Consider the following 25,184-nt stretch of genomic DNA (forward strand, 5'->3'; position numbering starts at 1 on the left):
AAAACGGCCCGAGAAGCAGGATGTGGTTTCCTGATGCCTCTCTATGGCCGTCTGGCATTATTTCATCTGAAGCAATTAATACATACCCAGATATCGGTGATTACTTGGCTTTATCCAGTACGACCGGATAATTACCGCTAAAGTCGATCCATGGATTGGTTCCCAGCAGTTCCTGATGTGGTACGTCAGCTTTGTAACGCATTGTGAATTCTTTCGGCCCATGGCCGAAGGCAACAATTAGACCCTGTTTGGGATCCATTATACCGGCGTGCATGCCGAGACCGTGGTAGCTCACACGGACAGCCTTGTCGTTCAGACCGACTTTTTCAACCTGGAACCGCGCGATTGAACCATCTTTTAGCGTAAAGCCCCAGCGGAACGGACCACCGTTAACCACCGTCATTACTTCATCGACGTCGGTTCCGTCATCGGCGAAATTCACATGCATGCGGCCGTATTTTTCCAGCACCGCTTTATGGGTTTTTTCATCCATCGCTTTCATGTCATACACTTTCGGGTATGGGCCGAAGCCAGTTTCCTCAGTTAACACACCACCGCCTTTGACTGCGGGTGTTCGGCCCGACATGCGTACCTGCTCGAGCAACTGCTCCTGATTCAGGTGAAACTCTTTAATCAGCAAATCCTGCTCAGCACTGGTCAGAGCGCGAGTTTCAGAAACTTTGAGAACCGGATTTGCTGCTTCAGGAATATCAATAGTCGTCACGTTGATGCCAATGGGATTTAGTACGGCATTGACCGCTTCAACACCTTTTATATCCGCGCGACCATCGCTGAATTTCAGGGAAACAGCATCATTAGCAAAAGCATTAACGGAAGCTACTGATACCAGTGCCGCAGCCAGTAAAGCAATTTTAGTCAGTTTCATTCTGGACTCCTCATTTAGGTGTGAATCCAGTTTAAGCATCTGAATGATTTACTAAAATAGCATTACAATGAATACACAATTTACTTTTAGTTATGAATATTGAATACGAATTTTTCTATTTTATACCGATACCTGCCGCCAGAACGTGTTTACTCACTACCAGAATTCATAGAAATGGCCTCAAATCTGTCAATGCCAGGCTCGATATAAGAGATAGTTTATGTGCCACACATCAGATGCCAGCTTCAGAATGTTTAGTATGCGGAATCACATGACCAATTGGTGCTCAGAAATGTTTGTCAGACATCGAATCGAATTGACAGGCATCGTTTAGAGAAAATGTTGTTGGATAATTAAAAAAAGGCTCTGTTGCGCCCGTGATAAGCATTCATAGGAGGTAAATCATTTATGCTGAACGTCTGCTCCTCGCTCAAAGCAGACCGTCACGTTCCCATTTTTTTGAAAAAAATTGATGTTTGTATTGAGCCCTCAATAATGAAAGCTCAATACTATTTCGTCCTACTGCAGATTTTTCTCTTTCAAAAACTGACCTACTAAATCAGCAATCTGCACATTATTTAAATCAGAGAACGGGAAGTGAGTATTCCCTTTGATTCCCACTTCTGGCAGATGCGTTACCGTCACATCCCCGCCATGCTTGTTCACCACGTCGCGCCACTCACGAGCCATCGCCAGACGTACCCGCCAGCTGTCCTGCGCGGGCATGGCGACAGGTTTATCCGGTATGTTATCACCGTAAATAATCAGAATCGGGATTTTGGTCAGTGCCATAAATTGCGCCATTGGCACAGGCTCACCCTTCAGCGTGTCGAACGCGCTTGGCATAGGGGCAGGGAGTTCTTTTTCGGGGAAGACAAAGCTGCTGCCAGGCTCGAAGGCGACAATGGCTTTAACCTTGTCGTTTTTCATCGCCGTGTACCAGCCTGGTCCGCCACCCTGAGAGTGGGTGAAGAGGATAGCCGGGCCGGATTTATCCACGACGGCGGACATCGCATCAGAGATGACATTGATATCAAACGGCCCGGTATTCGGGGTCATCTGACGGAAATACTGATTCAGCGCTTCTTTGTCGTGAGAGAACTGAACGCCTTTAAAATACTCTGGCCATACGCCAACGCGGAACTGATTAAACCACATCTGCTCATCGGGTTTTGGCGAAACAGTACCTTCTACAGTCGTGCGCCCGGCGCTTCCTCGACGTGGCTGATCGACAAGATAGGTTGAGAAACCGCGACGCAGGAATATGTTCTGGAAACCTTCGCGACCATCCGGGGTGCTTTCCCAGGTACGGGAGAACTGACCTGCGCCGTGCAGCATGACGATAGGGTATTTATGCGGATTCTCCGGGATTTGGTAGAACACAGATGCATGATCGCCATGGTAGGTTTGGCCAGCTGAGTCCAGCGGCTTTTTCGCGTCAAATGTTCCTGGTGCGGTGATGATAGTGCCACCAGCAGAAAAGCTTCCCTGTTCCTGAATGACCAGCGGCTCGGCATATACCGACTGAGCCACCAGACCACCCGCCATCATGCAAATGGCCAGCGTTTTTAAGATCGTCTTCAAGATTACATCCTCTGTTATGTTTGCTGTTCAATCATATCTGAGTTGTCAGCGTTAATTATTTAGCACCCCTGATTGCCCTTATTTGGCAGACTCATGAATGCGGACGATTAACTGCGTATTGTTTCTAACCAACTGGTGACCGTTTCAGTTGTTCTTCGCTCCTGGTCGCATTCAAGTACCAGCGGTTTTTCCCGGTGCGCAGTTGGCGCGAGACTGGCAAGGATGTCGTCGCTGTCTCCTTTACCGTAGCCACCGTGAGTAATAAAGGGGATGAGTAATTTGCCCGCAAGGTTGTGGCTGCTGAGAAACGTTTGCACTACGGGCGGCACGCTGGTTCCCCAGATGGGAAAGCCTAAATACACGGTCTCATAATGTGAGATATCTGCGACGCTATTTTTTAATACTGGTTTTACTTCTTGCTCACACTCATTTTTCGCCTGTTCAACGGTCTGGAAATAGTCTTCCGGATAAGGCGTTGCCGGTTCGATTTCAAACAGATCGGTGTTCAGGCTACGGTGAATGACACCCGCAATCACCCGTGTATTTCCGCTGCGAGAAAAGTACGCTACCAGAATTCGACTTTTACCCTGCACGTTTGCATTTCCGGTGGCTGCTGAAGCCAGGGAGACGTTCGCCAGCGTGAGCCCGGCAAGCGCGGTTATCAACATTCTGCGGTTGGGATCATGCTCCATAACCAGCTCCTGTTAGTTTGCGAGGGCTTGTTGCAGCGCCTTTTCAGCCCGCGTTGCTGCATCATTTTCGCCATGTTCACGCAGAACCAGTACCAGCTGGCGCAGCTGTGCTGCCGTCAGGCCGACCCGCATGCTTGCTCGTGAATGCGATAACAGCTGGGCTTCAACGCCTGGAGTGGCCGCCAATGCGCCAACCGTTGCCAGCTCGCGGCTTTGCCAGTCAAGGTTATCGCGGGCGAAAATGTCGCCAAACAGATGCGTTTGCAGGAATCGGTTAATGACCGGGGCAAAATCAAATAGCGGTCCCTGTACGGGAGCGCCTGAGATTTTCGTCTGGTTTGCGGTACCGACACGGCGAAGCTCATCTCCGACAGGGATTGGGGCAACCGGTTCTTTACCCTCAACGTCTTTGATACCACGTTGTTTACGTGCTTCGACGACCTTCATCAGTTCGCTAAGTGCATTCAGGCTACGGGGAAAGCCTGTGTAGGCATAAAGCTGGACGAGAATCTCTTTGGTTTCGTTTATCGTGAGTCCTGCGTCAAGTCCCTGATTCAGGACGGCATTCAGCTTGTCCATCTGACTGCTGGCCATTGATGCCGCAATCAACGGGATGGCCTGTTGGCTGGCTGACAGGGTATCTGAAACCTTTTTTCGTGGTTCATTTCTGAGGCTCCTTTATTGACGGGCGCAGCATGTGCCGCGAGACCAAAACCAAAGGTCAGCAGTACCGCTGCCGCTAATGCTTTAATGGGCGTGGTATTGTTCATCTGTCACTTTCTCCATCCAGTTAACGCTTTTGCCATCCACAATCCCGGTTATCGCCAGATGCGTCATTGCGCTGCCGGGTGCCGCTCCGTGCCAGTGTTTGACGCCCGCCGGGCAAGAGACAACGTCACCGGCGCGGATAACCTGCACCGGCTGGCCTTCTTGTTGGGTGAGCCCCACACCCGAGGTCACAATCAGCCGCTGACCTGCCGGATGCGTATGCCAGGCGGAATGAGCACCAGGCTCAAAAGTGACATAAGCCCCGGAAACACTGATGTCGTTATCCGGTTTGAAGAGAGGATCAACCCGGACGCGACCGGTAAAGTTCTCGGCTGGCCCGAACACTGCATTCTGACTTCCTGCGGGGGCGATATGGACAGCGGGATTTTGCTCCGCTGCCCAGGATGAAAATGTGAAGAAGGGAAATAACAGCCCGAGGTAACGTAAATGTCCGATCATGCAAAGCGTCCTTATCAATGAAGAGGGAATTGCCTGCGATGATTTTATCGAGCGAGTAATGACGTCAGGCTGACGCCCTCCTGACAATTCTGTCAGTTAACCCTTGTCCCGACTCAGTGTCGGAGTGAGCATTGCCCTCAGCTTTATCCGCTTGCATCGCAAAGGTGAGACCAAATGTATTGATGCCACCTTCACTTCGCGCAAAGACATCTCCCCGGTGCATAATGGCGACGGCGCGTACAATCGACAGGCCCAGCCCATGATGGGTATCACTCCTGGCCCGGGAGGAGTCAACACGATAGAACCGCTCGAAAAGCCGGTGTAAGTGCTCTGGTGCTATCGGATCGCCCGGGTTTGAAACTTCAACACGGGCCTGATGACCGGTTTCGCTTAACCGCACCGTAACCGTGCTGTTGGAGGGCGAGTGTCTTGCGCTATTTTCCAGTAAATTAGCCAGTGAGCGGTGGAACAGTCGTCGGTCGATGTGCACGGTGACGTCGCCCTGAACATCCAGAGAGAGCTGTTTTTCAGCAAAAGAGGGTTCAACATACTCCGCTGTTTTCAGGGTTTCTTCTCTCAGGGACACCTGCGTAAGCTGGGAAGCATGTTCACCCGCGTGAGCATGCGACAGGAACAGCATGTCGTTAACTATAGATGTCATACGTTCAAGCTCTTCCAGATTGGAACCCAATAACTCTTCCAGTTCATCTTGCGAACGTCGGCGTGAGAGCCCCAGCTGCGTCTGGCCGATCAGATTAGTCAGCGGAGTCCGGAGTTCATGCGCAACATCGGCATTGAAGCTTTCGAGCTGCCTCCAGGCGACCTCTTGCCGTTCCAGCACGCCATTAAAAGATGATGCTAACTGCTGTAATTCGTCAGGTAATGCTTCGGTATTCAGGCGCTGACCATGGTCCCCGGGAGCGAGTTGCCGGGCCTGTTTACTGAGCGCCCTAACCGGACGAAGACCGATTCTTGATACGATGTATCCCAGTAAGGCGACAATCACGACGCCCAGTGCGGTAATGATCAGCAATGTACGCGTGAACGCATCAAGTGTTCCCATGTACGGCGTGGAGTCGATGGCAACCACATAGCGCAGCTCAGGCCTTTCACCGTTGGCGGGGATGGTTTTCACTAACAGAAACAGCGAGCATGCACCTTCTGATGTACCTGGCACTTTATTAAAGCCTTCCTGTAAAGAAGACCACTGAACACCCACTGGTGGTGTTCCCCCTATGCTAAAGCGTGGGTTATCGCTCACTATCCAGTAGCGAACGCGTTCACCTTCAGAATTGGTTAACACAGTGAATTTATTGGCCAGCGTAGACCAGCCGTCAGCCGAGGTTCGGGCGGTGATCCACGGACTCATTAATGATTCCCGGAACAGCAGTTCGTTGTGCATCTGCTTTTGCAAAGAGTCATGTAAGGAGCTTCTTAGCAGGATGCCGATAACGGATACAATCAGCAGCGCGGATAAGGCAAACATCAGCGCCAGATGAACGGAGATGGAACGCTTAGGCATGCTTATCCCCTTCATTTATTCGGACCGTACTTCGAGGACATAACCCATGCCACGAACGGTATGCAGTAGTTTGATATCGAACGGGGCATCCACTTTGGCTCGAAGTCGTTTAATGGCCACCTCAACCACGTTGGCATCGCTGTCAAAATTCATGTCCCATATCTGCTCAGCAATCATCATCTTTGACAGGATCTCTCCCTGATGCCGGGCCAGAAGGCTTAACAGGGAAAACTCTTTTGCGGTCAGTTCCAGTCTCGTTCCGGCGCGAAATACGCGGCGAGCCAGTAAGTCGAGATGCAGATCGTGAATTTGCAGTTGGGTGATGTCTGCGCCATCCGTAGCACGGCGGCGCACCAGTGCCTGAATACGCGCCACCAGTTCAATAAGCGAAAAGGGCTTGGGCAGATAATCATCCGCGCCAAGACGTAGCCCTTTAACACGCTCGTCGACCGAGCCGCGAGCCGAGAGCATCAGTACCGGCGTCTGTTTAGCTGCTCGCACACCCTCAAGTACCCGGTAGCCATCCATCCCCGGTAGCATTACATCCAGTATTATCGCGTCGTAGTCGAACTCCAGCGCGTAATGAAGACCTTCAGCACCATCTGCAGAGACATCTACCGTAAATCCGGACTCACTCAACGCACGGTTGAGATAAGTTGACGTTTTTTCTTCATCTTCGACTAACAACAGGCGCATAACGGGACTTCCTTTTAACTTTTCATCGGTGCTTCAACATCGGAATAAACCTGCACGGCATCCGGCAGACGTTGACCCTGGATAGTGATGGCATCCAGTGAGCGGGTGAGCTCGGTCATCTCAGCGGAAGTCAGCGATACGCCGGTAGCCGCTGTGTTTTGCAGCATATGGTCTTTATTGGTGGTGCCAGGGATGGGAACAATCCAGGGTTTACGCGCCAGGAGCCATGCCAGCGCAATCTGTCCCGGTGCGGCATTTTTTCTTATCGCCCAGGTTTTCAGCAGCTCAACGAGTTGTAAGTTGTGCGGGAGATTGTCGGGTGAAAATCGCGTTTCTATAGCACGTATATCACCGGCAGCGAACCGGGTATTCTCATCAATCCAGCCCGTTAAAAACTGTACGCCGAGTGGACTCCATGGCACAAAGCCAATGCCCAGCTCTTCACACACCGGAAGGACCTGCTTTTCAGGGCCGCGCCAGAGCATGGAATATTCACTTTGTACGGCGGTAACGGGTAAGGCCGCATGGGCGCGTCTCAACGTGTTGATGCCCATTTCAGACAGGCCCCAGTGCAGGACTTTCCCTTGATCCATTAAATCTTTCACCACACCGGCGACATCTTCGATCGGGATCTGCGGATCAACCCGGTGCTGATACAGTAAATCGATGCGATCGGTACGCAGACGTTTGAGCATGTTTTCGACGACCTGCCTGATATGCTCCGGTCTGCTGTTGAGACCCGGCAGTCGCTTACCCGTCTGCTGGTCAATGTTCCAGCCAAACTTAGTGGCGATAACGATTTTGTCCCTGAACGGGGCGACGCCTTCCCCGAGAATTTTTTCGACTTCAAACGGGCCGTAGGCTTCAGCAGCGTCGAAGAACGTTACCCCTTCATCAAAGGCCCGGTGGATAACATTGACCATCTCGGGACGCCAGGGAACAGACGTGTCGTATTTACGACTCATGTTCTGCACGCCCAGACCGATAGCTGAGACTTCCAGCTTCCCGAGTTTACGCTTGCCCGGAGCAGCAGGGCGCTGGCTGGTTTGTCTGGATGAATCGACCTGAGAGGATGGGCTCGCCGCCGAGACGTGGGGGATCAGCGAGGCGGCGGCAATACCCGCCCCGGCGACTAATAGCTTGCGTCGCGCTGGCATTGTTGGGTCATTCTGGCTTTTCATTGCTCGCTCCTTTTCTCAGAAAATTGAATATGAATCACATTAAATGAGACCATTCTGCCTCCTGATTGCCAACATAAAGCTGACAGTTACCTGACAGCGTTGTCAGAAACACTAACCATCCCAGTCCCTTTCCTGACAAAAATGTTATTTCCCTGTCACGATGCTGACAGCCCTCTCCGCCTAATCTGAGCCTGCAAATTTGATTCCGCGAGCCTTCATAAACAGGCTGGCACTCATCGGGAGAGATCATGAAATTCACGCTTATCAGTGCAATGCTACTCACGGCAATGGCTGGAGTGACCTCAGTCAATGCGGCTGATTACAAAAAAATCCATTCACACTGGCCTATGACGGTGCCATCACCGAGAACGTCATAGGCAAGGTCAACATTCACCCAGTGAAATACGATCTGCATGGCGTCCAGATTGCTGCGAATGTCTATACCCCTGCTAACTATGATCCCGCCAAAAAATACCCTGCCGTGGTGGTTGCACATCCTAATGGTGGCGTAAAAGAGCAGGTCGCCGGGTTGTATGCGCAGCGCCTTGCCGAGCATGGGTACATCACGATTACCGCCGATGCAGCTTATCAAGGCGCTAGCGGTGGTATGCCTCGCAACGTGGATAAACCGGCTAACCGTATAGAGGATGTCCACGGCATGGCGGACTACATCAGCCAGTATCCGGGGGTTGATACTTCCCGCCTCGGTCTGCTGGGCATTTGCGGTGGCGGCGGTTATTCACTCGTTGCGGCCGAAACTGACAAGCGGTTCAAATCGATAGCAACCATCAGCATGTTTAATTCAGGCCTTGTGCGCCGCAATGGTATGCAGGATTCACAGCTGGATACTATCCAGCAGCGTCTTCAGCAGGCTTCTGACGCACGTGCTCAGGAAGCCACCGGAGGAGAAGTGCTTTACTCCGGCGATGCCAACCTGACTGATGAACAGATTGCTAAATTACCTTTTGCCTTGTATCGACAGGGCTACGAGTACTACTGGAAAACCCACGCGCACCTGAACTCCACGTTCAAATACACCACCAGCAGTCTGCTGGATTTGATGAGCTTTGACGTAACGGACCATATCAATCTCATCAATAAACCGCTGCTGATGATTGCCGGTACAAAAGCGGATACGCTCTATATGACTGAAGATGCGTTCGCGAAAGCCACCGGTACGAAGGACAAAGAACTGTTTCTGATCGAGGGCGCTACCCATATCGAGACGTATTGGGTACCTAAATACGTAGACCAGGCAATGCAAAAGCTGGATGTCTTCTTCGATAAGAATATTTAATCCGCATCTGTCGATACCCCGGTGGGTATCGACTTATCCAGAATTTATCGTTCAGATTAACGGAGTCGGGATGAAAGATAATTACGCCTGGTTAATAGCCACTATGAATGAAATTCATAAAATCATTCGGGCAGGGGATAGTTGTTTGTTACCTGAGCAGTCAATGCCATCAAGGCGCTGGCTGCCGTAAACACCGCAATTATCCAGCCCATCGTCCATGGTGTGCCATCACTGAATAGGGCGAGAAGCAGTGAAGAGATGATGCCACTACCGTATTGTAACGCGCCCATTAGCGCCGACGCCGAGCCTGCAACATTAGGAACGGCGTCAAGTGCGCAAGCCGTGGATGTCGCAGCGATGATGCCATTCATAGAGAAGAACACGAACACAGCGCCGACAATCACGGTAATTCCACCGACACCCAGGCCGGTCGTGACCGCCAGCACTATTGCCGCAATAGTGGCGATGAATACAGCATTCCTGAGTAACGCTTCCAGTGGATAGCGGTGAACCAGGCGTCTGTTGACCATGCTCACTGCCATTAATCCCACAATGTTTACTGCAAACAGCCAACCGTAGTGCTGCGGATCTACGCCGAAGTACGTGATGTACACAAACGGAGAGCCCGTGATAAAGGCATAGGCTGCAACGTAATAGAACGTCAGGCATAGCGTAAAACGCATGTATTTGGCATTGGTTAGCAAAGCATAGTAGTTGTGAAAGGCTCTGGTCACGGAGGCTTGCGAGCGTTTTTCAGGAGGTAATGTCTCCGCTAACCAGAATAAAGACATCAGCATTAATGTTCCGATAATCGCCAGCAGCCAGAAAATGGCGTGCCACGAGGTGACTTTAATCATCTGCCCGCCGATCAGGGGCCCGGCAATCGGCGCGATGGCCATGATTATCATCAGTGTCGAAAGCATTTGTGCTGCACGAGTGCGGCTAAACAGGTCACGGATCATTGCTCGAGCCAACATCGGCCCGGTACAGGCACCTAACGCCTGAAAAACACGCCAGAAGATAATTTGCACGATATCTGTTGATAATGCGCAGCCCACCGAGCCGATGATGAACAGGCCTAAACCGATGAATAATGGAAGTCGACGCCCATAACGATCGCTAATCGGTCCCCAAATCAGTTGTGCAATGCAAAAGCCGATAAGGAATCCTGTGATTGTCAGCTCTGCATCACCCTTTAAATCTTTCGCCATGACCGGCATAGCAGGAAGATAGATGTCGGTTGATAAAGAGGTAACAGCCATCAGGGCGCTGAGAATGAGTAGAAACGAGAGACCCGTTTTGTTAGCTGTAGCCGACTGTGTACGTGCCTGTTGATTAAGCATGGTGACCCGTATCTTTGGCTGGATGGACCGCTTCTGTGAAGACTACAGCTGCGGTATCTGGCAGTTTTACACCCTCAGTAACGGTGGCGCTTTTATGGCACCCGAAGCTGATAGTGATGAAAAATGGATGCTGTTCAACAACATGAATGGCAACAGTACGGAAATGAGCGCTGAGGCGGCAGGCATTGCGGTGTGTCTGATTGAATACAGCCACCATGCCTGTCGCACGGAGTGCGATGCCATGACAGAGCATTACTACCGACTGAGGGATTACGCCCTTAGCCATCCCGAATCCCACGCCATTCTCGCCATCATCGATTAAGGAGTTTTGCTATGGAGAAACAACTGACTTTGTTTACGCCGGAACTACCTTTACCGGCACAGCGCAGCATTAAACGTGCCCTGAATCTGCTAGACCATCACCTGCGCGAACCAGGCGTTGCATTCACCTCCACACAGGCCGCTCGCGACTGGCTCAGGCTGAAGATGGGAACCCTTGAGCGCGAGGAATTTATCGTGCTGTACCTTAATAACCAGAACCAGTTGCTTGCCCACGAAACGCTCTTCACCGGCACCCTCAGTCACACTGAAGTCCATCCCCGTGAGGTGGTAAAACGCGCCCTGTACTTTAACGCGGCGGCAGTGATATTCGCCCATAACCACCCATCCGGGGAGGTGAATCCAAGTCAGGCAGACAAGGCCATTACCCAACGACTGGTACAGGCGCTGATGCTGGTGGAAATCCGGGTACCTGACCACCTGATTGTCGGTTGCAGGCAGATATTCTCCTTTGCGGAACATGGTCTTCTTTAACAGGAATAAAATTATGAACAACGACTCAACGCAAACTTGGGGTCTTAGACGAGATATCACTCCGTGTTTCGGAGCCCGACTGGTGCAGGAAGGTCATCGCCTGCATTTTCTGGCTGACCGGGCAGGATTCACGGGCTCATTCAGTGAGGTGCAGACCCTACAGCTGGATGAAGCCTTCCCGCATTTTGTCGCAGATCTGGAGTTGATGCTGCTCTCTGACGAGCTGAATCCCCGGTACGCGCACTGCGTCACGCTCTACCGTAACGGGTTGACCTGTGAAGCCGATACGCTGGGCAGTTATGGGTATGTGTATATAGCAATTTATCCCACAAATCAGGTTAAAGACTGATCCTCAGCATCATCTCAGCTTTGTAAGCCATCAAATCTTCCGTTCCTATATTTAAGAGACTCAACATATGCAAATATCAACTGTACCGGCCACGGTGCCGGTTTCGTCACCCCTGTCGCCCGTCTAGGTGTGGCAACAACTGTTAACGTATCTGCTGGAGCAGCATTACGGCCTGACACTTAACGACACGCCATTCCATGAGGACGCGGTCATTCAGGAACATATCGAGGCGGGAACAACATTGGCTGACTCGGTGAATTTCCTGGTGAAACGCTATAAACTGATACGTTCAGATCGTAAGGGTTTTACGTGGCAGGAACAAACACCATACCTTACAACTATCGGTATCATGAGAGCCAGGCGCGCGCTCGGTATACTTAATCGTAACTAGTCAGGTGCAACGGCATCGCTACTTTTGCGTATGCATTTTATTATCATCTTGCTATCTGCTGATTTATCAATATTAGAAATTGGTCGAATTTAAAGCATCCATGCTTTGGGGGTATGGTTGGGGGTATAAAACAACTTATAAATTAGAAATACTTTTATTTTCATATTGTTGTGTTAGTCGTTCTATTCCCGCTGACGCTCCAAACAAATCTTCTTATTCAACCAATTTGGTGGGATAAAAACACCCCCTCTTTAATCATATTCAGGCGTCGCTATCCAGAAGAGAAGTGCCGTAAGAATTATCAATGGTGCATAGCCAGCGCCCGTCGGGTTCCTGGCGAAAAACGTAGGTTGCACGTCGCGTTGTTTCAACACTGTCGCCTTGCTCATCAAGGAAATGAAGCAACGTTTCCATAATAACCAGAGCATTTCCCGCACCTTCAATAACCTGCATTTCTCCCTGTTCAACCACCAGTTCGCCCTGGAAATAATCAGCTATAGCGATAAACGCTTTACGGATGTTGTTTTTGCCTTTAACAACCATACCTGGCTTTACCACAAGGGCTGCATCTTCCGCATAATGTTGCATAAGAGAATCGAAGTCTTTTGCGGAAATTGCGCTATCGCATGACTCAATGACCTGCCGGATGGGATGTGGACACATATATTATTCTCCATCATGGTGATAATGATAAAAGGCATAATTAACCCTGAAAAACACATGCATTAATAACTACTTGTCGAGGTTTTTGTTAGCATAAAGCCCAGGAGTATTTATGAACAGTTCAACTTTCCCGGTGGGTATAAATGTTAAAAGTGATTGCCGAAGATTTTATAAAACCAGAGGCTATAGAAATAGTGCTGCCACTTTATCTCGCGCTAGTTGAAGCCACAAAAAAGGAGCCGCTCTGTATTGCCTATGACTTATATATTGATGAGAAAGATCCTGGGCATTTTATCTTTATAGAGGAGTGGCCTGACCGTTCGGCTCTGGATGCACACTGCGCCAGCGAACATTTCAAACGTCTTGTGCCCCAGATTAATCAATACACTCGAAAAGAAGCGACTTTTATCCTGATGAACTCGGTTGGTTTCCTCAACTGAAAGCCAGCAGGCTTTCAGTTCGCCGCCCGATAACTGTGCGTTATTTACTCATGGGCGTGCTAGGATGAACCCCCTTCATTGAAAGGCAAATCGCATTATAGCTCCAGGCTTACTCGCAATGCTTTTCACAGGCATATGAAAACTCACGCAAGAAAAACGAACAAAATTTAACCTATACTTTATAGAAGACTCTTGCAGCTGTTAAATCCCTGATGCCTGACACCCCATCCTGAGAGAACGTTTCTGATCTGATTGAACAACTGCTCCTGTGCGTTCACATCGCCTGATGAGCAAATTCATGAAATTAAACCTTAAACAGTGGTTTACCGCGAGTAAGTCACTGGAATTGCATCCAAAAACCCCTGATTGGTTGGGCACTGAGCCTGCGAATGAAAGTCCTATCAAAGCTGAGCTATTTTCTGCGGCCCAAATGGAACGGTATGGCCAGAAGTTGGCGCGTTCCCATAAATTATCGACCACCAAGTTGCCTTACTACTTACTCAAGCGCCTGGAAGATAATGAAGCCATCATTACCCGTAACTGTTACCTGCTCAATGCGGGAGAAAAGTCAGGGATTACGCCCGCTGGCGAATGGCTGCTGGATAATTACTATCTTATCGAAGAACAAATTCGTGTGGTTCGCCATCACTTACCCAAGAATTTTGGCAAGGGTTTGCCGCCGTTAGCCGCACCACATAATTGCCCGCGTATTTATGACATTGCCTCCGAAGCCATTGCCCACGCCGATGGCCGTTGGGATGCCGCCAGTCTGACAAGCTACATTGCAGCATACCAACAGGTCACGCCGCTAACACTCGGAGAGCTTTGGGCACTGCCGGGAATGTTGCGCCTGGCGCTTATCGAGAATTTACGCCGGGTCAGTATCGAAGTCGCTGACGCGCAAGAAGAACGAAACCTGGCCGATGTCTGGGTTACGCGTATTTTTGAATGTGCCGAGAACACGCCAGCAGATTTGATTATGGTGATTGCGGATATGGCTCGTTCGCGCCCGCCATTGAGCAGTGCCTTTGTGGCTGAGCTAGTTCGCCGCTTGCAGGGGCGGGGGAATATGCTCTCTTTGCCGCTGACCTGGGTTGAACAGCGCCTTGCTGAAACAGGCGTCACCACCGATTACCTGATTCACCGCTTCAACCAGCAACTTGCTGCCAGCCAGCTATCGGTTAGTAACAGCATTGCCGGTTTGCGTCTGCTAAGCGAAACCAACTGGGCAGACTTTGCCGAAGCCATGAGCCTGGTCGAACAGACATTGCGCCAGGATCCCGGTGGTATTTACCCGGCTATGCATTTTGATACTCGCGACCACTATCGGCACATTATTGAGATCTTAGCCCGGCACAGCCACCACAGTGAACCAGAAGTCGCGCGTCACATTCTGGAGATGGCACAGTCAGATGGTAACCATGTTGGTTATTATCTTATTGGGGAAGGGCGCTCGAAACTGGAGCATCATCTTGGGGCCAATACGTCTTGGGTCGTTCGACTGCGCCACAGCTTTAATCAAATTCCGCTGCTTTCATGGCTCGGTAGCCTGGCCCTGTTGACCACCGCACTTACCGCCGACGTTTTATCTCATACACACGAACAAGGTATGAACTGGCCGTTGGCGCTTCTTGCGCTGCCGTTGGTAGTGCTGGTTAGTCAGTTAGCGATCAATTTACTCAGTGAGGCGACGACTCGCTTTCGTTCGCCGCTCCCGCTGCCACGTATGGATTTCTCGACTGGTATTCCGGCCGAGTTTTGCACCATGGTTGTTATCCCTTGTTTGCTTACCAGCCGCACGGGGATAGACAAGCTGCTTAATAGTCTGGAAGTGTGTTACCTCGGTAACAATACGGCTAATCTGTACTTTGCTTTGCTGACGGATTTTGCAGATTCCCCAGATGAAAACTCGCCGGAAAACGCCGAGCTTCTGCACTGGGCTGAAGCGCAAATGCAGAATCTGAACCGCCGCTATGCTTCCGTTTCCCAGCCGCTTTTCTTCCTGCTTCACCGCACGGCGCAGTGGAATGAACAGCAAAACGTGTGGATGGGTTATGAGCGTAAACGCGGCAAATTGTCGATGCTCAATAGTTGGTTACGTAAACCTGCAGAACAGTTTTCCGAAGTCCACAGCAATGTAATTAGCCCGCCTGCGGGGGTGAAATATGTCATCACTCTGGATAGCGATACAGTCCTGCCGCGCGATACTGCCCATAAGCTGGTCGCAACTATGGCGCACCCGCTTAATCATCCGGTCTACGATCCGGTAAAACAGCGCGTCGTCAAAGGGTACGGTATTTTGCAGCCTGGGCTTGCTGAAGAGATCCCGCGTAACGGGCAGGGGCGCTATGCGGCTATGTGCAGTAACGTGCCGGGTAACGATCCATATTCGATGATGTCATCGGATATTTATCAGGACCTGTTTGGTGAAGGCTCGTTCGTCGGCAAAGGTATTTACGATATAGATACTTTTACGCAAGCCACGCGCAATACCTGCCCGGAAAACCTGGTGCTGAGTCATGATTTACTGGAAGGGTGCTATGCCCGTTCGGGTTTGCTCAGTGAAGTGCTGCTTTATGAACAGTACCCCAATAATTACCTTACCGATGTGGCAAGGCGTACCCGTTGGATACGCGGCGACTGGCAACTGCTGAACTGGCTTAAACTCAACCCCAGAAAAGCGGATGGTACGCGTGGCAAAAACCCGCTAACTACGCTTTCTCGCTGGAAACTGCTGGATAACTTGCGTCGTAGCCTGGTCGCGCCGTCATTTCTGGTGCTGGTGTTTTGTACCCTTTTACTGGTTCCGAACCCATTTTACTGGATATGCGTATTGGCCGCGGTATTGCTACTTCCTACGGTGCTGGTTATCGCCCAGGATATTCTCAATAAGCCCGCTCGGCGGCCATTCTTGCAGCATCTGATTCTGGTGTCATCGGGCGGCCTTAAACGCCTGATGCGCATTGGCCTCGGGTTTATCACATTGCCTCATGAGGCCGGTTATTCGCTGCATTCCATTGCGGTGACGATATGGCGCCTCGGTATCAGCCATCACAATCTCAACCAGTGGGCCAGCTTCGACCAGAGCACTGAGAGCGCAAAAGCGTCGCCAATGCGTTTTTATCGCGCAATGTGGCTCAATGTTGTTGCCGGTTTGGTACTGATTGCGCTCGCGGCATTCCTGGCCCCGATGATGCTTTTTGTTGCGCTACCAGTCGGCGTGCTGTGGTGTCTCGCTCCATTATTATTAAGCTGGCTGAGCCGTGAACCTGCCCGGGCGTCCATCACGTTTAATGCTGAACACAAAAGCCTGCTGCGCCAAAGTAGTCGCGAGATTTGGGCCTTTTTTGAAACGTTCGCTACGGAGAAAGAAAACTGGCTCCCGCCGGATAATTACCAGGAAATTCCCCAGCCGGTGATTGCACATCGCACATCGCCAACAAATATTGGCTTGTCGCTGATGGCTAACCTGACGGCGTGGGACTTTGGTTATATTCCGCAGGGTGAAATGCTGCAACGCATCACGTTGACGCTCGACACGCTGGATAAAATGGAGCATTACCGCGGCCATTTATACAACTGGTACGACACGCGCACCCTGGTACCGCTGAATCCGCGCTATATCTCAAGTGTCGACAGCGGCAATATGGCCGGACATTTACTCACCCTCTGCGCTGGGCTAACAGGGCTGCGTAACCGGCCAATCCTGAATACTAAGCAATTGCTGACGGGCCTCGATGACACATTACAAATCCTCGAGAAAGCCTGGGGGCAGCATGCCCCAACATCACTGCGCCAGCTTCGCAATCACTGCAAAACCGCCGCAACACTCCATCCGGCGTTACTATTTCCTGAATTGAAAAACATGCGTGCGCAAAGCAATCGCCTTCACGCACTTTGCAATCATGAAGAGGGGCGCATCCGCCGTTGGGTGGATCATCTCCAGCGTCAGTTAGTACTTATCTGCCATGAATGGACGCATTTTCTCAGTTGGCTTCCTGCCAACTGGCAGGGTGAAACGCTACCAACGCTTTCCTGGCTGGCGCAGGCCAAACATACCGGCGAAGGCAGCCCTTCAGAATCGGTGATCCGCCAGGCACGTACACGTCTGGATATTATTACCGAGCTGGAACAGCGCCTGACTGAGCACGCGCGCATGGACTTTGTCTTTCTGTATAACGAGGTCACCAGCCTGCTCAGCGTGGGTTATAACTGCGACAATAATAAGCTCGATAACAGCCATTACGATTTGTTGCCTTCGGAAATTCGTCTTACCAGTTTCCTGGCGATTGCCACTAACCAGTTGCCGCTGAAAAGCTGGTTTGCGTTAGGGCGGCTGTTTACCACCATTGATAACGAAACGGCGCTAATGTCGTGGAGTGGATCAATGTTCGAGTATTTAATGCCGAACCTGGTGATGCCGACTTATCCGGGAAGTTTGCTGGAAGAGATGAGCCAGTCGGCGGTCAAACGCCAGATTGACTGGGGTAAGGAGCGGGGCGTGCCGTGGGGGATTTCAGAGTCGGGTTATTATTCCTTTGACGCGCTGCAAAATTACCAGTACCACGCTTTCGGTGTGCCGGGCCTTGGTTTGCGACGGGGACTTGCAGATGACATGGTCATCGCCCCGTATGCCACCATGATGGCACTGACGGTTTCGCCGCATAAAGCCTGCGAGAACCTGCTGAAGCTCGAGAAAAATGGTGCTCGTGGGGAGTATGGTTTCTATGAAGCGCTGGACTACACGCCTTCGCGCCTCGCCAGTGGCCAGATGTATGCCGTGGTTCGTTCATGGATGGCTCACCACCAGGGCATGGCGTTCCAGGCACTTTCCCACGTGTTGTTGGGTGCACCCATGGTCGACCGATTTATGACCAGCCCGTCATTCCAGTCGGCTCGTTTGTTACTACAAGAACGGGTTCCTGATGCGGTTGAGTTGTACAGCCCGCGTCGCCATTTCGAATCTCACGAAGGGGTTCTGCAACCGGTTCAGTATGAAACGCGTGAGTTTACTGACGTAGACAGCCTGATCCCTGAAGTTCAATTGCTGTCGAATGCTGATTATCACCTAATGGTCAGCCAGTCTGGTGGCGGATACAGTCGCTGGAAAGATCTGGCGTTAACCCGCTGGCGCAGCGATGCAACCTGCGATAACTGGGGTGCGTTTTGCTATATCAGTGACCCTGTCACCAATGAAGTGTGGAGCAATACCTGGCAGCCACTTGGTGAGCCGGTCAGCCAGTACGATGTGATATTTACCGACGCGGGAGCCGAGTATAAATTGCTGGCGGGAACGGTCAGTGTTAAAACGCAGATTGTTGTCTCACCTGAAGACGATATTGAGCTGCGACGTGTCACGCTACTGCATCGAGGGCGGCAAGCGCGCACCATTGAGTTGACGACTTACGCAGAAGTCGTGTTGGCGCCGAATGAGAGCGATGTGGCCCATCCGGCATTCAGCAATTTGTTTATTCAGACCGAGCTGTTACCCGATCAGCACGCCATTCTCTGCCACCGCAGGCCTCGCGCTCCTGATGAGGTTTGCCCGTGGATGTTTCATACCATGGTGGTACATGGTCAGGCCCCTGGCGACACCTCATTTGAAACCGACCGTGCAAAATTCCTCGGCCGGGGAAGAACCCCGTCCAATGCGGTTGCAACGATACAAAACGGCGCGCTCAGTAACAGCGTCGGGCCAGTGCTCGACCCGATTCTTGCCATTCGTCAGTCTGTCGTTTTACAACCCGGATTGCCCGTTACCGTCGATATTATTTACGGCGTGACGGGAAGCCGCCAGCACAGCCAGGCGCTGATTGAGAAATATCACGACCACCCGATCGCCGATCGCGTATTTGAGCTGGCGTGGTCACATAGCCAGATAGTATTGCGCCAGATTAATGCCAACGAAGATGACGCAACGCTCTTTAACCGCCTCGCCAGCGCGGTGCTTTTCCCAGGCCCCGAACTGCGAGCGGATGCCAAAACGCTTTGTCGTAACCGTCGCGGGCAGTCAGGCCTGTGGGGGTGGTCTATTTCAGGCGACCTGCCGATTGTGATTCTTAACATCACCAGTGATGAAAGTATTTTGCTCATCACCACGATGATTCAGGCGCACCATTACTGGCGTTTGAAAGGGCTGGCCGTGGACCTGGTTATCCTTAACGATAACCCTGGCGGCTATCAGCAAGAGCTACAAAATCAGATAATAGAGTTGATTATGGCCGGATCTGAAGCCAGCCAGATAGATAAATCCGGCGGCATTTTTGTGCGCAACGGCGAACATATGTCGGCGGAAGACCGACTTTTACTACTGAGCGTGGCGCAAATTGTGCTCGATGACCGGGCAGGCGGCCTGAAAGAACAGCTTAACCAGCGCCTCCAGGCAACAATTCCTGCACAACCGGCCTTTACGCCACGCCTCGCGATCCCCGCCAATCAACACGATCCGTGGCAGCCAGATACCCGTGCGCTGGTGTTTTTCAACGGACGCGGCGGCTTTTCGGAAGATGGCCGCGAATACCAGATTACGCTGGGTGAAAACGACCAGACACCTGCACCATGGGCCAACGTGCTGGCGAACGCCAGTTTTGGCACCGTCATTTCAGAAGCGGGCCAGGCGTATTCCTGGTATGAAAATGCACACGAATATCGGCTCACACCATGGGAAAACGACCCCATTAGCGATCGTTCTGGTGAAGCGTACTATTTGCGTGACGAAGAAAGCGGTGCGGTTTGGTCACCAACCACCTTGCCGGTACGCGGCAACGGACACTATCTTTCCCGCCACGGCTTTGGCTACAGCGTTTTTGCACACCGTGAAACCGGCATCGATACGGAGTTGACGATACTGGTGGCAGAACATGCCCCGGTAAAAATCGCCATTCTGACGCTCAGCAATACTTCAGGGCGCACCCGCAAAATCTCCGTGACCGGTTATGTGGAGTGGACTCTGGGTGAATCTCGCAGTAAATCGGGTATGCATGTTGTGACTCGAACGTCGACAACCGGACGCGGCTGCGGCGTGTTGGCAAATAACTTCTACAACAGCAATGGGTCGGAGAGAACGGCATTCTTCGCGGTGACGGGGGTGCATTGCTCAGTCACGGGCGACCGTCGGGAATTTCTTGGACGCAATGGTTCACAGCGCGACCCTGCAGCCATGAAGCTGCGCACCTTGTCTGATAAAACGGGCGCGGGGCTCGACCCATGCGGCGCGGTTCAGTCTGCTACAACGATGATTGATGGGGACCAACGGACATTTATTTTTGTGTTGGGTATCGGGCAGAGTCCGCATGACGCGGAATCAATGATTAACCAGTATCTGAGTGAAGACGCCGCGCGCGGTGAGCTGGCGAATGTTCACAGCCACTGGCATCGCATGCTCGACAAAATCGTCGTTTCTACCCCGGACCCTGCGGTTAACTTACTGGCTAATGGCTGGCTGCTTTACCAGACCATCGCTTGTCGCCTGATGGCTCGCAGCGGTTACTACCAGTCTGGTGGCGCTTTTGGTTTCCGCGATCAGTTGCAAGACACATTGGCTCTGAGCCATGCCGCGCCGGAACGGCTGCGCGAGCAAATTTTGCTGTGTGCATCACGTCAGTTTGTTGAAGGAGATGTTCAACACTGGTGGCATCCACCATTAGGGAATGGAGTTCGCACCCGTTGTTCTGATGATTATCTTTGGTTGCCGCTGTCTATTTGCCACTACGTTAAAACCACCGGCGACATCGGTTTGCTCGACCATCGTCTGGCGTACCTTGAAGGTCGTGAATTACAGCCAGGAGAAGAGTCGGCCTATGAACAACCGGTTATCAGCGCGCTTGAAGAGACGCTCTGGCAACACGGCGTAAAAGCCATTCGTCACGGATTGCGATTTGGTCAACATGGTTTGCCGTTGATGGGTGCGGGCGACTGGAACGACGGCATGAACCTCGTCGGGCTGGAAGGCAAGGGCGAGAGCGTCTGGCTTGGGTTCTTCCTCTATGATGTTTTGCAGCAATTTGCGCAGCTAGCCGAACAAATCCACGACGACGAAATTGGCGCAATGTGCCGTAAAGAAGCCACAAAACTGCAAATCAATCTTGAAGCTGCGGCTTGGGATGGCGCGTGGTATCGCCGGGGCTATTTTGATAGTGGAGAAGCTTTGGGTTCGCAAAGCGCAAAAGAGTGCCAGATAGATGCTATCGCCCAAAGTTGGGCGGTGTTATCCGGTGCGGGAAGTGCGCAGCGGTGTGCGCAAGCGATGCAGGCGCTGGACTCACGCCTGGTGGATAACGAGGCTGGGCTGATAAAACTGCTTACCCCGCCATTTAACGGAAACGGGCCTAACCCCGGCTACATTCAGGGTTACCTGCCTGGCGTGCGTGAAAACGGTGGGCAATATACTCACGGAGCAATATGGGCGGTGATGGCATTTGCCCGTAGCGGGAATATCGAGCGGGCCTGGCAGCTATGGTCGCTGATTAACCCGATCAATCACGGACTCAATGCGGATGCCATTGAACGTTATAAAGTCGAACCGTATGTAATGACGGCAGATATTTATAGCGTTGCGCCGCACACCGGGCGCGGTGGCTGGAGCTGGTATACCGGTTCGGCCGGTTGGGCGTATCGGTTAATCATTGAAACATTGCTGGGTATTCAACGCCATGGTGACTCAATCACCATTCACCCATTACTGCCACGCGACTGGCCGTATGTAAGCATGGTTTATCGACATGGCTCGAGTGATTATCAGATAAATGCGCAGCGCGGTGAGGGCGAATATCAGGTCATGCTGGATGGGGTATCGCAGCCAGGAAATATTATCCCGCTGATGGATGATGGGCAGCGGCACGTTGTAGAGATTAATTTAGGGACAGAAATCTAATATTTTCTAACACAGAAGAAAGCTGCTAGCGGCTTGTCGCTTAAGTTACAGATGAGCCACAAACAGAACCATACTTTTACGGCAGTTCAAAAGGATACTACTCATTTCAGTAGTATCCGCTGAAATGTTTACCGAAAAAATGGCGCAGGCAAACCAACGGTTTTCCGCTATTCACCATATAGCTGAATACTGAGTACGTTTGTAATGGCGCTTCCATTCCAGTGATACTCTAAATGTTGCGCCTGATGAACATGAGTAATCAGGCAAGGTCGATAGAGTACATAGCAAAAATGCTCTGTATGGCGAACGGAGCGATAATGGATACCGTCCACGTTTTGGGACTTCTGAGTCTGAGCAAAGGCTTTTGCCTGGCTGTAATCCGTGGCGTGATAGATAGGTGAGGAGAGGAACGGTTCGCTTGTAATATCAGACAAGGTTGCGTCAAATGTAGTTAACAGAACGCGCATCTGCACTTTCTGTGCAGGCTCGCAGGTATAACCTAATACACGCTCCTGGTGGTACACCGTTTCTTTGATAGCGGTATCTAACTTAGGAGCACAATAGTAGCCGCCAAAATCATCAGTGGTAAATCGTGCTCCCTCCGGATTTAAATGGGTGAATGCCGCCATTACATAACTGCTTCCATGAATACCCACCAACCAATCGTGTTTTGGTACCAATGATAACTCTCCGGCCTCTTCTTTTAACCGGTCATTGGTCATTGCTTCTATAGCCCAAACAGCCTCAAGTTCGTCGGTGCTAGCCACGTCCTCATACAAATCAATTGTTGGATAGCGACTTGGGATTATCCGATAGGCTTTCTCCCCTTCTAACTTGGTTAGTGGCGGCTCTTGCATTAAGCCATTCCCCCACGCCATGCATGCAGCCGTTTGGCAACCTCATACAGGTCGGCCACTCGGCCACTTTTCATCACATCCATTGCTGTACGTCCAGCAAAGAAAGGATGGCTATTAGGTTTGCGCACCCAGCCATAAATACTGTCGTCAGCTGTAAACAGCAATCGCAGACACTTATGAATATTGAGGATGTAGCTCATTCGTTCCTGCATGTCCAAGGTTAGACGAATTCCCCCGCCAGACTCTTTGTATTTGTTCAATGTTGAACGCGATGAAATACCCAGTAATTTCAGCTGTTCATCAGAATTGCAGTGCCATTTATCCAGAATGCGAAACACCACAGGTAGCGCTTTGCTGGGGTCAATGGCGCCATTTAGATGGTCTTTCTGTACTGTGTTAGCCATATGTCCTCCTCTATAATCTGTGCCAGCTAAAAACTGAGACATGAGTTAACTTAATTACAAGCATAGAGGAATTGTTCATATATGTACAATTAAGACGTAGCTAACCGCATGTGGAAGCAATACCTGGCATAGACATTATCTGCCTTCAGAGTCGCAAGCTAAATTTGGTAGCCATTCCATAGGTGATTCCCGTTCGGTATTTTTCCAGTGAGAGGCATGGCTCGCAGCTTTTAGCATGTCCTACTGTTCGAATCTTGTATGGAATGACGGCCTATACACGGGCAGGTATTGATGCCAGGAATTATGGCGATGAGAGATAATTGCCAAATAAACAGAAAGGCTTAAATATTTTATGGATATACTTTTAGGGGAAAAACTAATTACTTACGAGTTTTATACTGCTGAGTACAACATGTTATTAACAATAAATTAAAATATAGATACCGCAAACTAGTATCAAAATCAATATTCACGCACAGTTATAATTGGCGTGATTGAATACGATTTAATACAAATATAAAAAACCATTTCAAAATGTGTAATCAATAAGCGGATTCCTATATACTTCGAGCCCTCTAATTTAAAATAGCTCTGGGATCATGAAAAAAACACATCTTATTTCTTTAGTCGCAACTCCACTTGCATTAGTGCTTTGCGGGGTTTATTGGCTCAACTGTGCTCCATCCTATGTAAAAGATGCAGAGGAGCGGGTGGGTTCTTATCTCAGCTATTCCTACGGGCCGACGACATGTATGAGTGATGAGAAAGAGGTGAATGCATGGGCTATGAAATGCCAGATAGCATCAGGTAAGAAGGATTTAAATTACACCGTTTATCCTGCTGAGAAAGCACCAGAAGGTTCATCCAGAACATTTTATATTGTTGCCGAAGACGCAGCCGCTAAACAGAGCGCAAAAGCTGAGTTAATGGTCTATCTCAATATCAACACGCACACTAGTTAATATATTGATATTTTAGAGAATTTTTGTGAAATGGCAATGTGTCAGTGGTGGGGTTTTAGAATCAGTACAATATTATAAATTGAGGTGATTTAACTTAGGTCACCTCAAGTAAGTCCCTTCAATTTGATCGATCAAATAATGAAAGTGTGCATATTTATCAAATGTATTGATAATTAGCATCAACCAAACTAGCACGACAACAACAAGAATTGCTGTTGCTATTTTAAATCCCCATGTCATTGAAAATTATCTTCTTATTTATTTTTATACTATTGCCTGATGGTATCATTTCGGCATGTTATTATTTTGTATTAACCATATCAACAATGTTTAATATCGGTGCATATACCCAAAATAATTCAAGATGCAGGACAAAAGGCTTCAGCCTTTTGAACAGCGCTTGCGCTGGCCCCTTTGGGGCGCTGTAAACAGCGTTCAAATCTGCTCCAGGCAGATTTGTCAGGTGAGTAAACGTAGCCAACGCACATGCAACTTGAAGTACGACGGGTATAACACCGGCAAGGGTATTTATTTAGAGCAATATACGCGAGCATCACGAGGGGTATAAATCCCCAGAGTGATAAAGCCTAGGAAACCGTCAGCAAATGTCTGCTGCACTTCAGTGCGAACAACTTTATCAGCGCCACCACATACAGCTGCAGCATCAACAGTTTTTGTTTGACCAATTCCGCTAACAAAGAAATGGTGTGTAGTGGTTTGCTGTGGTTTCTCAGCAATATCCTTGTTAATCGTAAATGTTTGCTGAGCACAGCCAGATAAAACCATAGAAGCAACAACCGCTATCATTAACTTTTTCATAAATACCTTATTTTAATTATGGTTACCATAAACAGCTTCGCATTGTATATGTGGTTATTAAATCCGACTAGCAATGCTTAAGAATTATCTCGGGTATCGTTTGATTTCCGTTTATGTTCCAAACAAACAGTGGGGCCGACGCTTATCCAGGGTCGCTTTATGATTGAAAACTCCAGCGCTATTTTG

At 50.3% G+C, this 25,184-nt stretch carries 18 protein-coding genes and 3 pseudogenes; 8 read left to right on the forward strand and 13 right to left on the reverse strand.

Annotation, left to right across the window (positions count from 1 at the left end; all coding sequences use genetic code 11):
• Nucleotides 1–100: 100 nt before the first annotated feature.
• From AC0IXI_RS11605 to AC0IXI_RS11640, 8 genes and pseudogenes are all read right to left on the reverse strand, one after another.
• A complete protein-coding gene (locus AC0IXI_RS11605) occupies nt 101–886 on the reverse strand; it encodes a hypothetical protein (RefSeq protein WP_471682433.1) in 786 nt (261 codons plus the stop codon).
• A gap of 519 nt (nt 887–1,405) precedes the next feature.
• Nucleotides 1,406–2,470, reverse strand: a complete 1,065-nt coding sequence (locus AC0IXI_RS11610; RefSeq protein ID WP_134182455.1) for an alpha/beta hydrolase — start codon at nt 2,468–2,470, stop codon at nt 1,406–1,408.
• A 107-nt stretch (nt 2,471–2,577) separates the two neighbouring features.
• Nucleotides 2,578–3,162, reverse strand: coding sequence for a flavodoxin (locus tag AC0IXI_RS11615; RefSeq protein ID WP_064519188.1), 585 nt, complete (start codon nt 3,160–3,162; stop codon nt 2,578–2,580).
• 12 nt (nt 3,163–3,174) lie between these two features.
• Nucleotides 3,175–3,932, reverse strand: a pseudogene (locus tag AC0IXI_RS11620) (carboxymuconolactone decarboxylase family protein).
• Nucleotides 3,910–4,389, reverse strand: coding sequence for a (R)-mandelonitrile lyase (locus AC0IXI_RS11625; RefSeq protein ID WP_471682434.1), 480 nt, complete (start codon nt 4,387–4,389; stop codon nt 3,910–3,912). Before AC0IXI_RS11625 ends, AC0IXI_RS11620 begins: the two are co-directional and overlap by 23 nt.
• A gap of 64 nt (nt 4,390–4,453) precedes the next feature.
• A complete protein-coding gene (locus tag AC0IXI_RS11630) occupies nt 4,454–5,911 on the reverse strand; it encodes a heavy metal sensor histidine kinase (RefSeq protein ID WP_471682435.1) in 1,458 nt (485 codons plus the stop codon).
• Nucleotides 5,912–5,926: 15 nt separating this feature from the next.
• Nucleotides 5,927–6,607: a heavy metal response regulator transcription factor gene (locus tag AC0IXI_RS11635; protein WP_012606387.1), complete on the reverse strand. Its 681-nt coding sequence runs from the start codon at nt 6,605–6,607 to the stop codon at nt 5,927–5,929.
• 14 nt (nt 6,608–6,621) lie between these two features.
• Nucleotides 6,622–7,788: an aldo/keto reductase gene (locus AC0IXI_RS11640; protein ID WP_175576688.1), complete on the reverse strand. Its 1,167-nt coding sequence runs from the start codon at nt 7,786–7,788 to the stop codon at nt 6,622–6,624.
• Between the two features lie 248 nt (nt 7,789–8,036).
• On the opposite strand from AC0IXI_RS11640, the pseudogene AC0IXI_RS11645 reads away from it, so the two are divergent.
• Nucleotides 8,037–9,085: pseudogene (locus AC0IXI_RS11645) on the forward strand (alpha/beta hydrolase).
• A 122-nt stretch (nt 9,086–9,207) separates the two neighbouring features.
• Here AC0IXI_RS11645 and AC0IXI_RS11650 read toward each other — a convergent pair.
• Complete coding sequence (locus AC0IXI_RS11650; protein ID WP_134182465.1) at nt 9,208–10,428, reverse strand: multidrug effflux MFS transporter; 1,221 nt, start codon at nt 10,426–10,428, stop codon at nt 9,208–9,210.
• A 4-nt stretch (nt 10,429–10,432) separates the two neighbouring features.
• Between AC0IXI_RS11650 and AC0IXI_RS11655 the strand changes: the two are divergent.
• The 4 genes and pseudogenes from AC0IXI_RS11655 to AC0IXI_RS11670 all read left to right on the forward strand — a co-directional run.
• A pseudogene (locus AC0IXI_RS11655) lies at nt 10,433–10,750 on the forward strand (antirestriction protein); the annotation flags it as partial.
• A gap of 11 nt (nt 10,751–10,761) precedes the next feature.
• A complete protein-coding gene (locus tag AC0IXI_RS11660; protein ID WP_154154627.1) occupies nt 10,762–11,241 on the forward strand; it encodes a JAB domain-containing protein in 480 nt (159 codons plus the stop codon).
• A 13-nt stretch (nt 11,242–11,254) separates the two neighbouring features.
• A complete protein-coding gene (locus AC0IXI_RS11665; protein ID WP_064519175.1) occupies nt 11,255–11,590 on the forward strand; it encodes a type IV toxin-antitoxin system YeeU family antitoxin in 336 nt (111 codons plus the stop codon).
• Nucleotides 11,591–11,717: 127 nt separating this feature from the next.
• Nucleotides 11,718–11,981 carry a TA system toxin CbtA family protein gene (locus AC0IXI_RS11670; protein ID WP_243839566.1) on the forward strand — a complete coding sequence of 88 codons (264 nt, stop codon included), beginning with the start codon at nt 11,718–11,720 and terminating at the stop codon, nt 11,979–11,981.
• A gap of 261 nt (nt 11,982–12,242) precedes the next feature.
• On the opposite strand, the gene AC0IXI_RS11675 is transcribed toward AC0IXI_RS11670, so the two are convergent.
• Complete coding sequence (locus tag AC0IXI_RS11675; protein WP_064519173.1) at nt 12,243–12,644, reverse strand: YybH family protein; 402 nt, start codon at nt 12,642–12,644, stop codon at nt 12,243–12,245.
• A gap of 143 nt (nt 12,645–12,787) precedes the next feature.
• On the opposite strand from AC0IXI_RS11675, the gene AC0IXI_RS11680 reads away from it, so the two are divergent.
• Nucleotides 12,788–13,084, forward strand: a complete 297-nt coding sequence (locus tag AC0IXI_RS11680; RefSeq protein ID WP_064519167.1) for a putative quinol monooxygenase — start codon at nt 12,788–12,790, stop codon at nt 13,082–13,084.
• A gap of 298 nt (nt 13,085–13,382) precedes the next feature.
• Entirely contained in the window at nt 13,383–21,956 is an 8,574-nt protein-coding gene (locus tag AC0IXI_RS11685; RefSeq protein ID WP_471682436.1) for a GH36-type glycosyl hydrolase domain-containing protein, read from the forward strand.
• A gap of 167 nt (nt 21,957–22,123) precedes the next feature.
• Here the strand turns inward: AC0IXI_RS11685 and AC0IXI_RS11690 are convergent, their stop codons facing one another.
• Both AC0IXI_RS11690 and AC0IXI_RS11695 read right to left on the reverse strand, forming a co-directional pair.
• Nucleotides 22,124–22,813, reverse strand: a complete 690-nt coding sequence (locus tag AC0IXI_RS11690; protein WP_471682437.1) for an RES family NAD+ phosphorylase — start codon at nt 22,811–22,813, stop codon at nt 22,124–22,126.
• Nucleotides 22,813–23,217 carry an MbcA/ParS/Xre antitoxin family protein gene (locus AC0IXI_RS11695; protein ID WP_134182474.1) on the reverse strand — a complete coding sequence of 135 codons (405 nt, stop codon included), beginning with the start codon at nt 23,215–23,217 and terminating at the stop codon, nt 22,813–22,815. The genes AC0IXI_RS11690 and AC0IXI_RS11695 overlap by 1 nt, the downstream gene beginning before the upstream one ends.
• Nucleotides 23,218–23,816: 599 nt before the next feature.
• On the opposite strand from AC0IXI_RS11695, the gene AC0IXI_RS11700 reads away from it, so the two are divergent.
• Nucleotides 23,817–24,179, forward strand: a complete 363-nt coding sequence (locus tag AC0IXI_RS11700; protein WP_064519159.1) for a hypothetical protein — start codon at nt 23,817–23,819, stop codon at nt 24,177–24,179.
• Nucleotides 24,180–24,707: 528 nt separating this feature from the next.
• On the opposite strand, the gene AC0IXI_RS11705 is transcribed toward AC0IXI_RS11700, so the two are convergent.
• Entirely contained in the window at nt 24,708–24,998 is a 291-nt protein-coding gene (locus AC0IXI_RS11705; protein ID WP_064519157.1) for a Bor family protein, read from the reverse strand.
• Nucleotides 24,999–25,184 lie beyond the last annotated feature (186 nt).

The sequence above is a fragment of the Buttiauxella sp. AC038 genome (assembly GCF_979253565.1).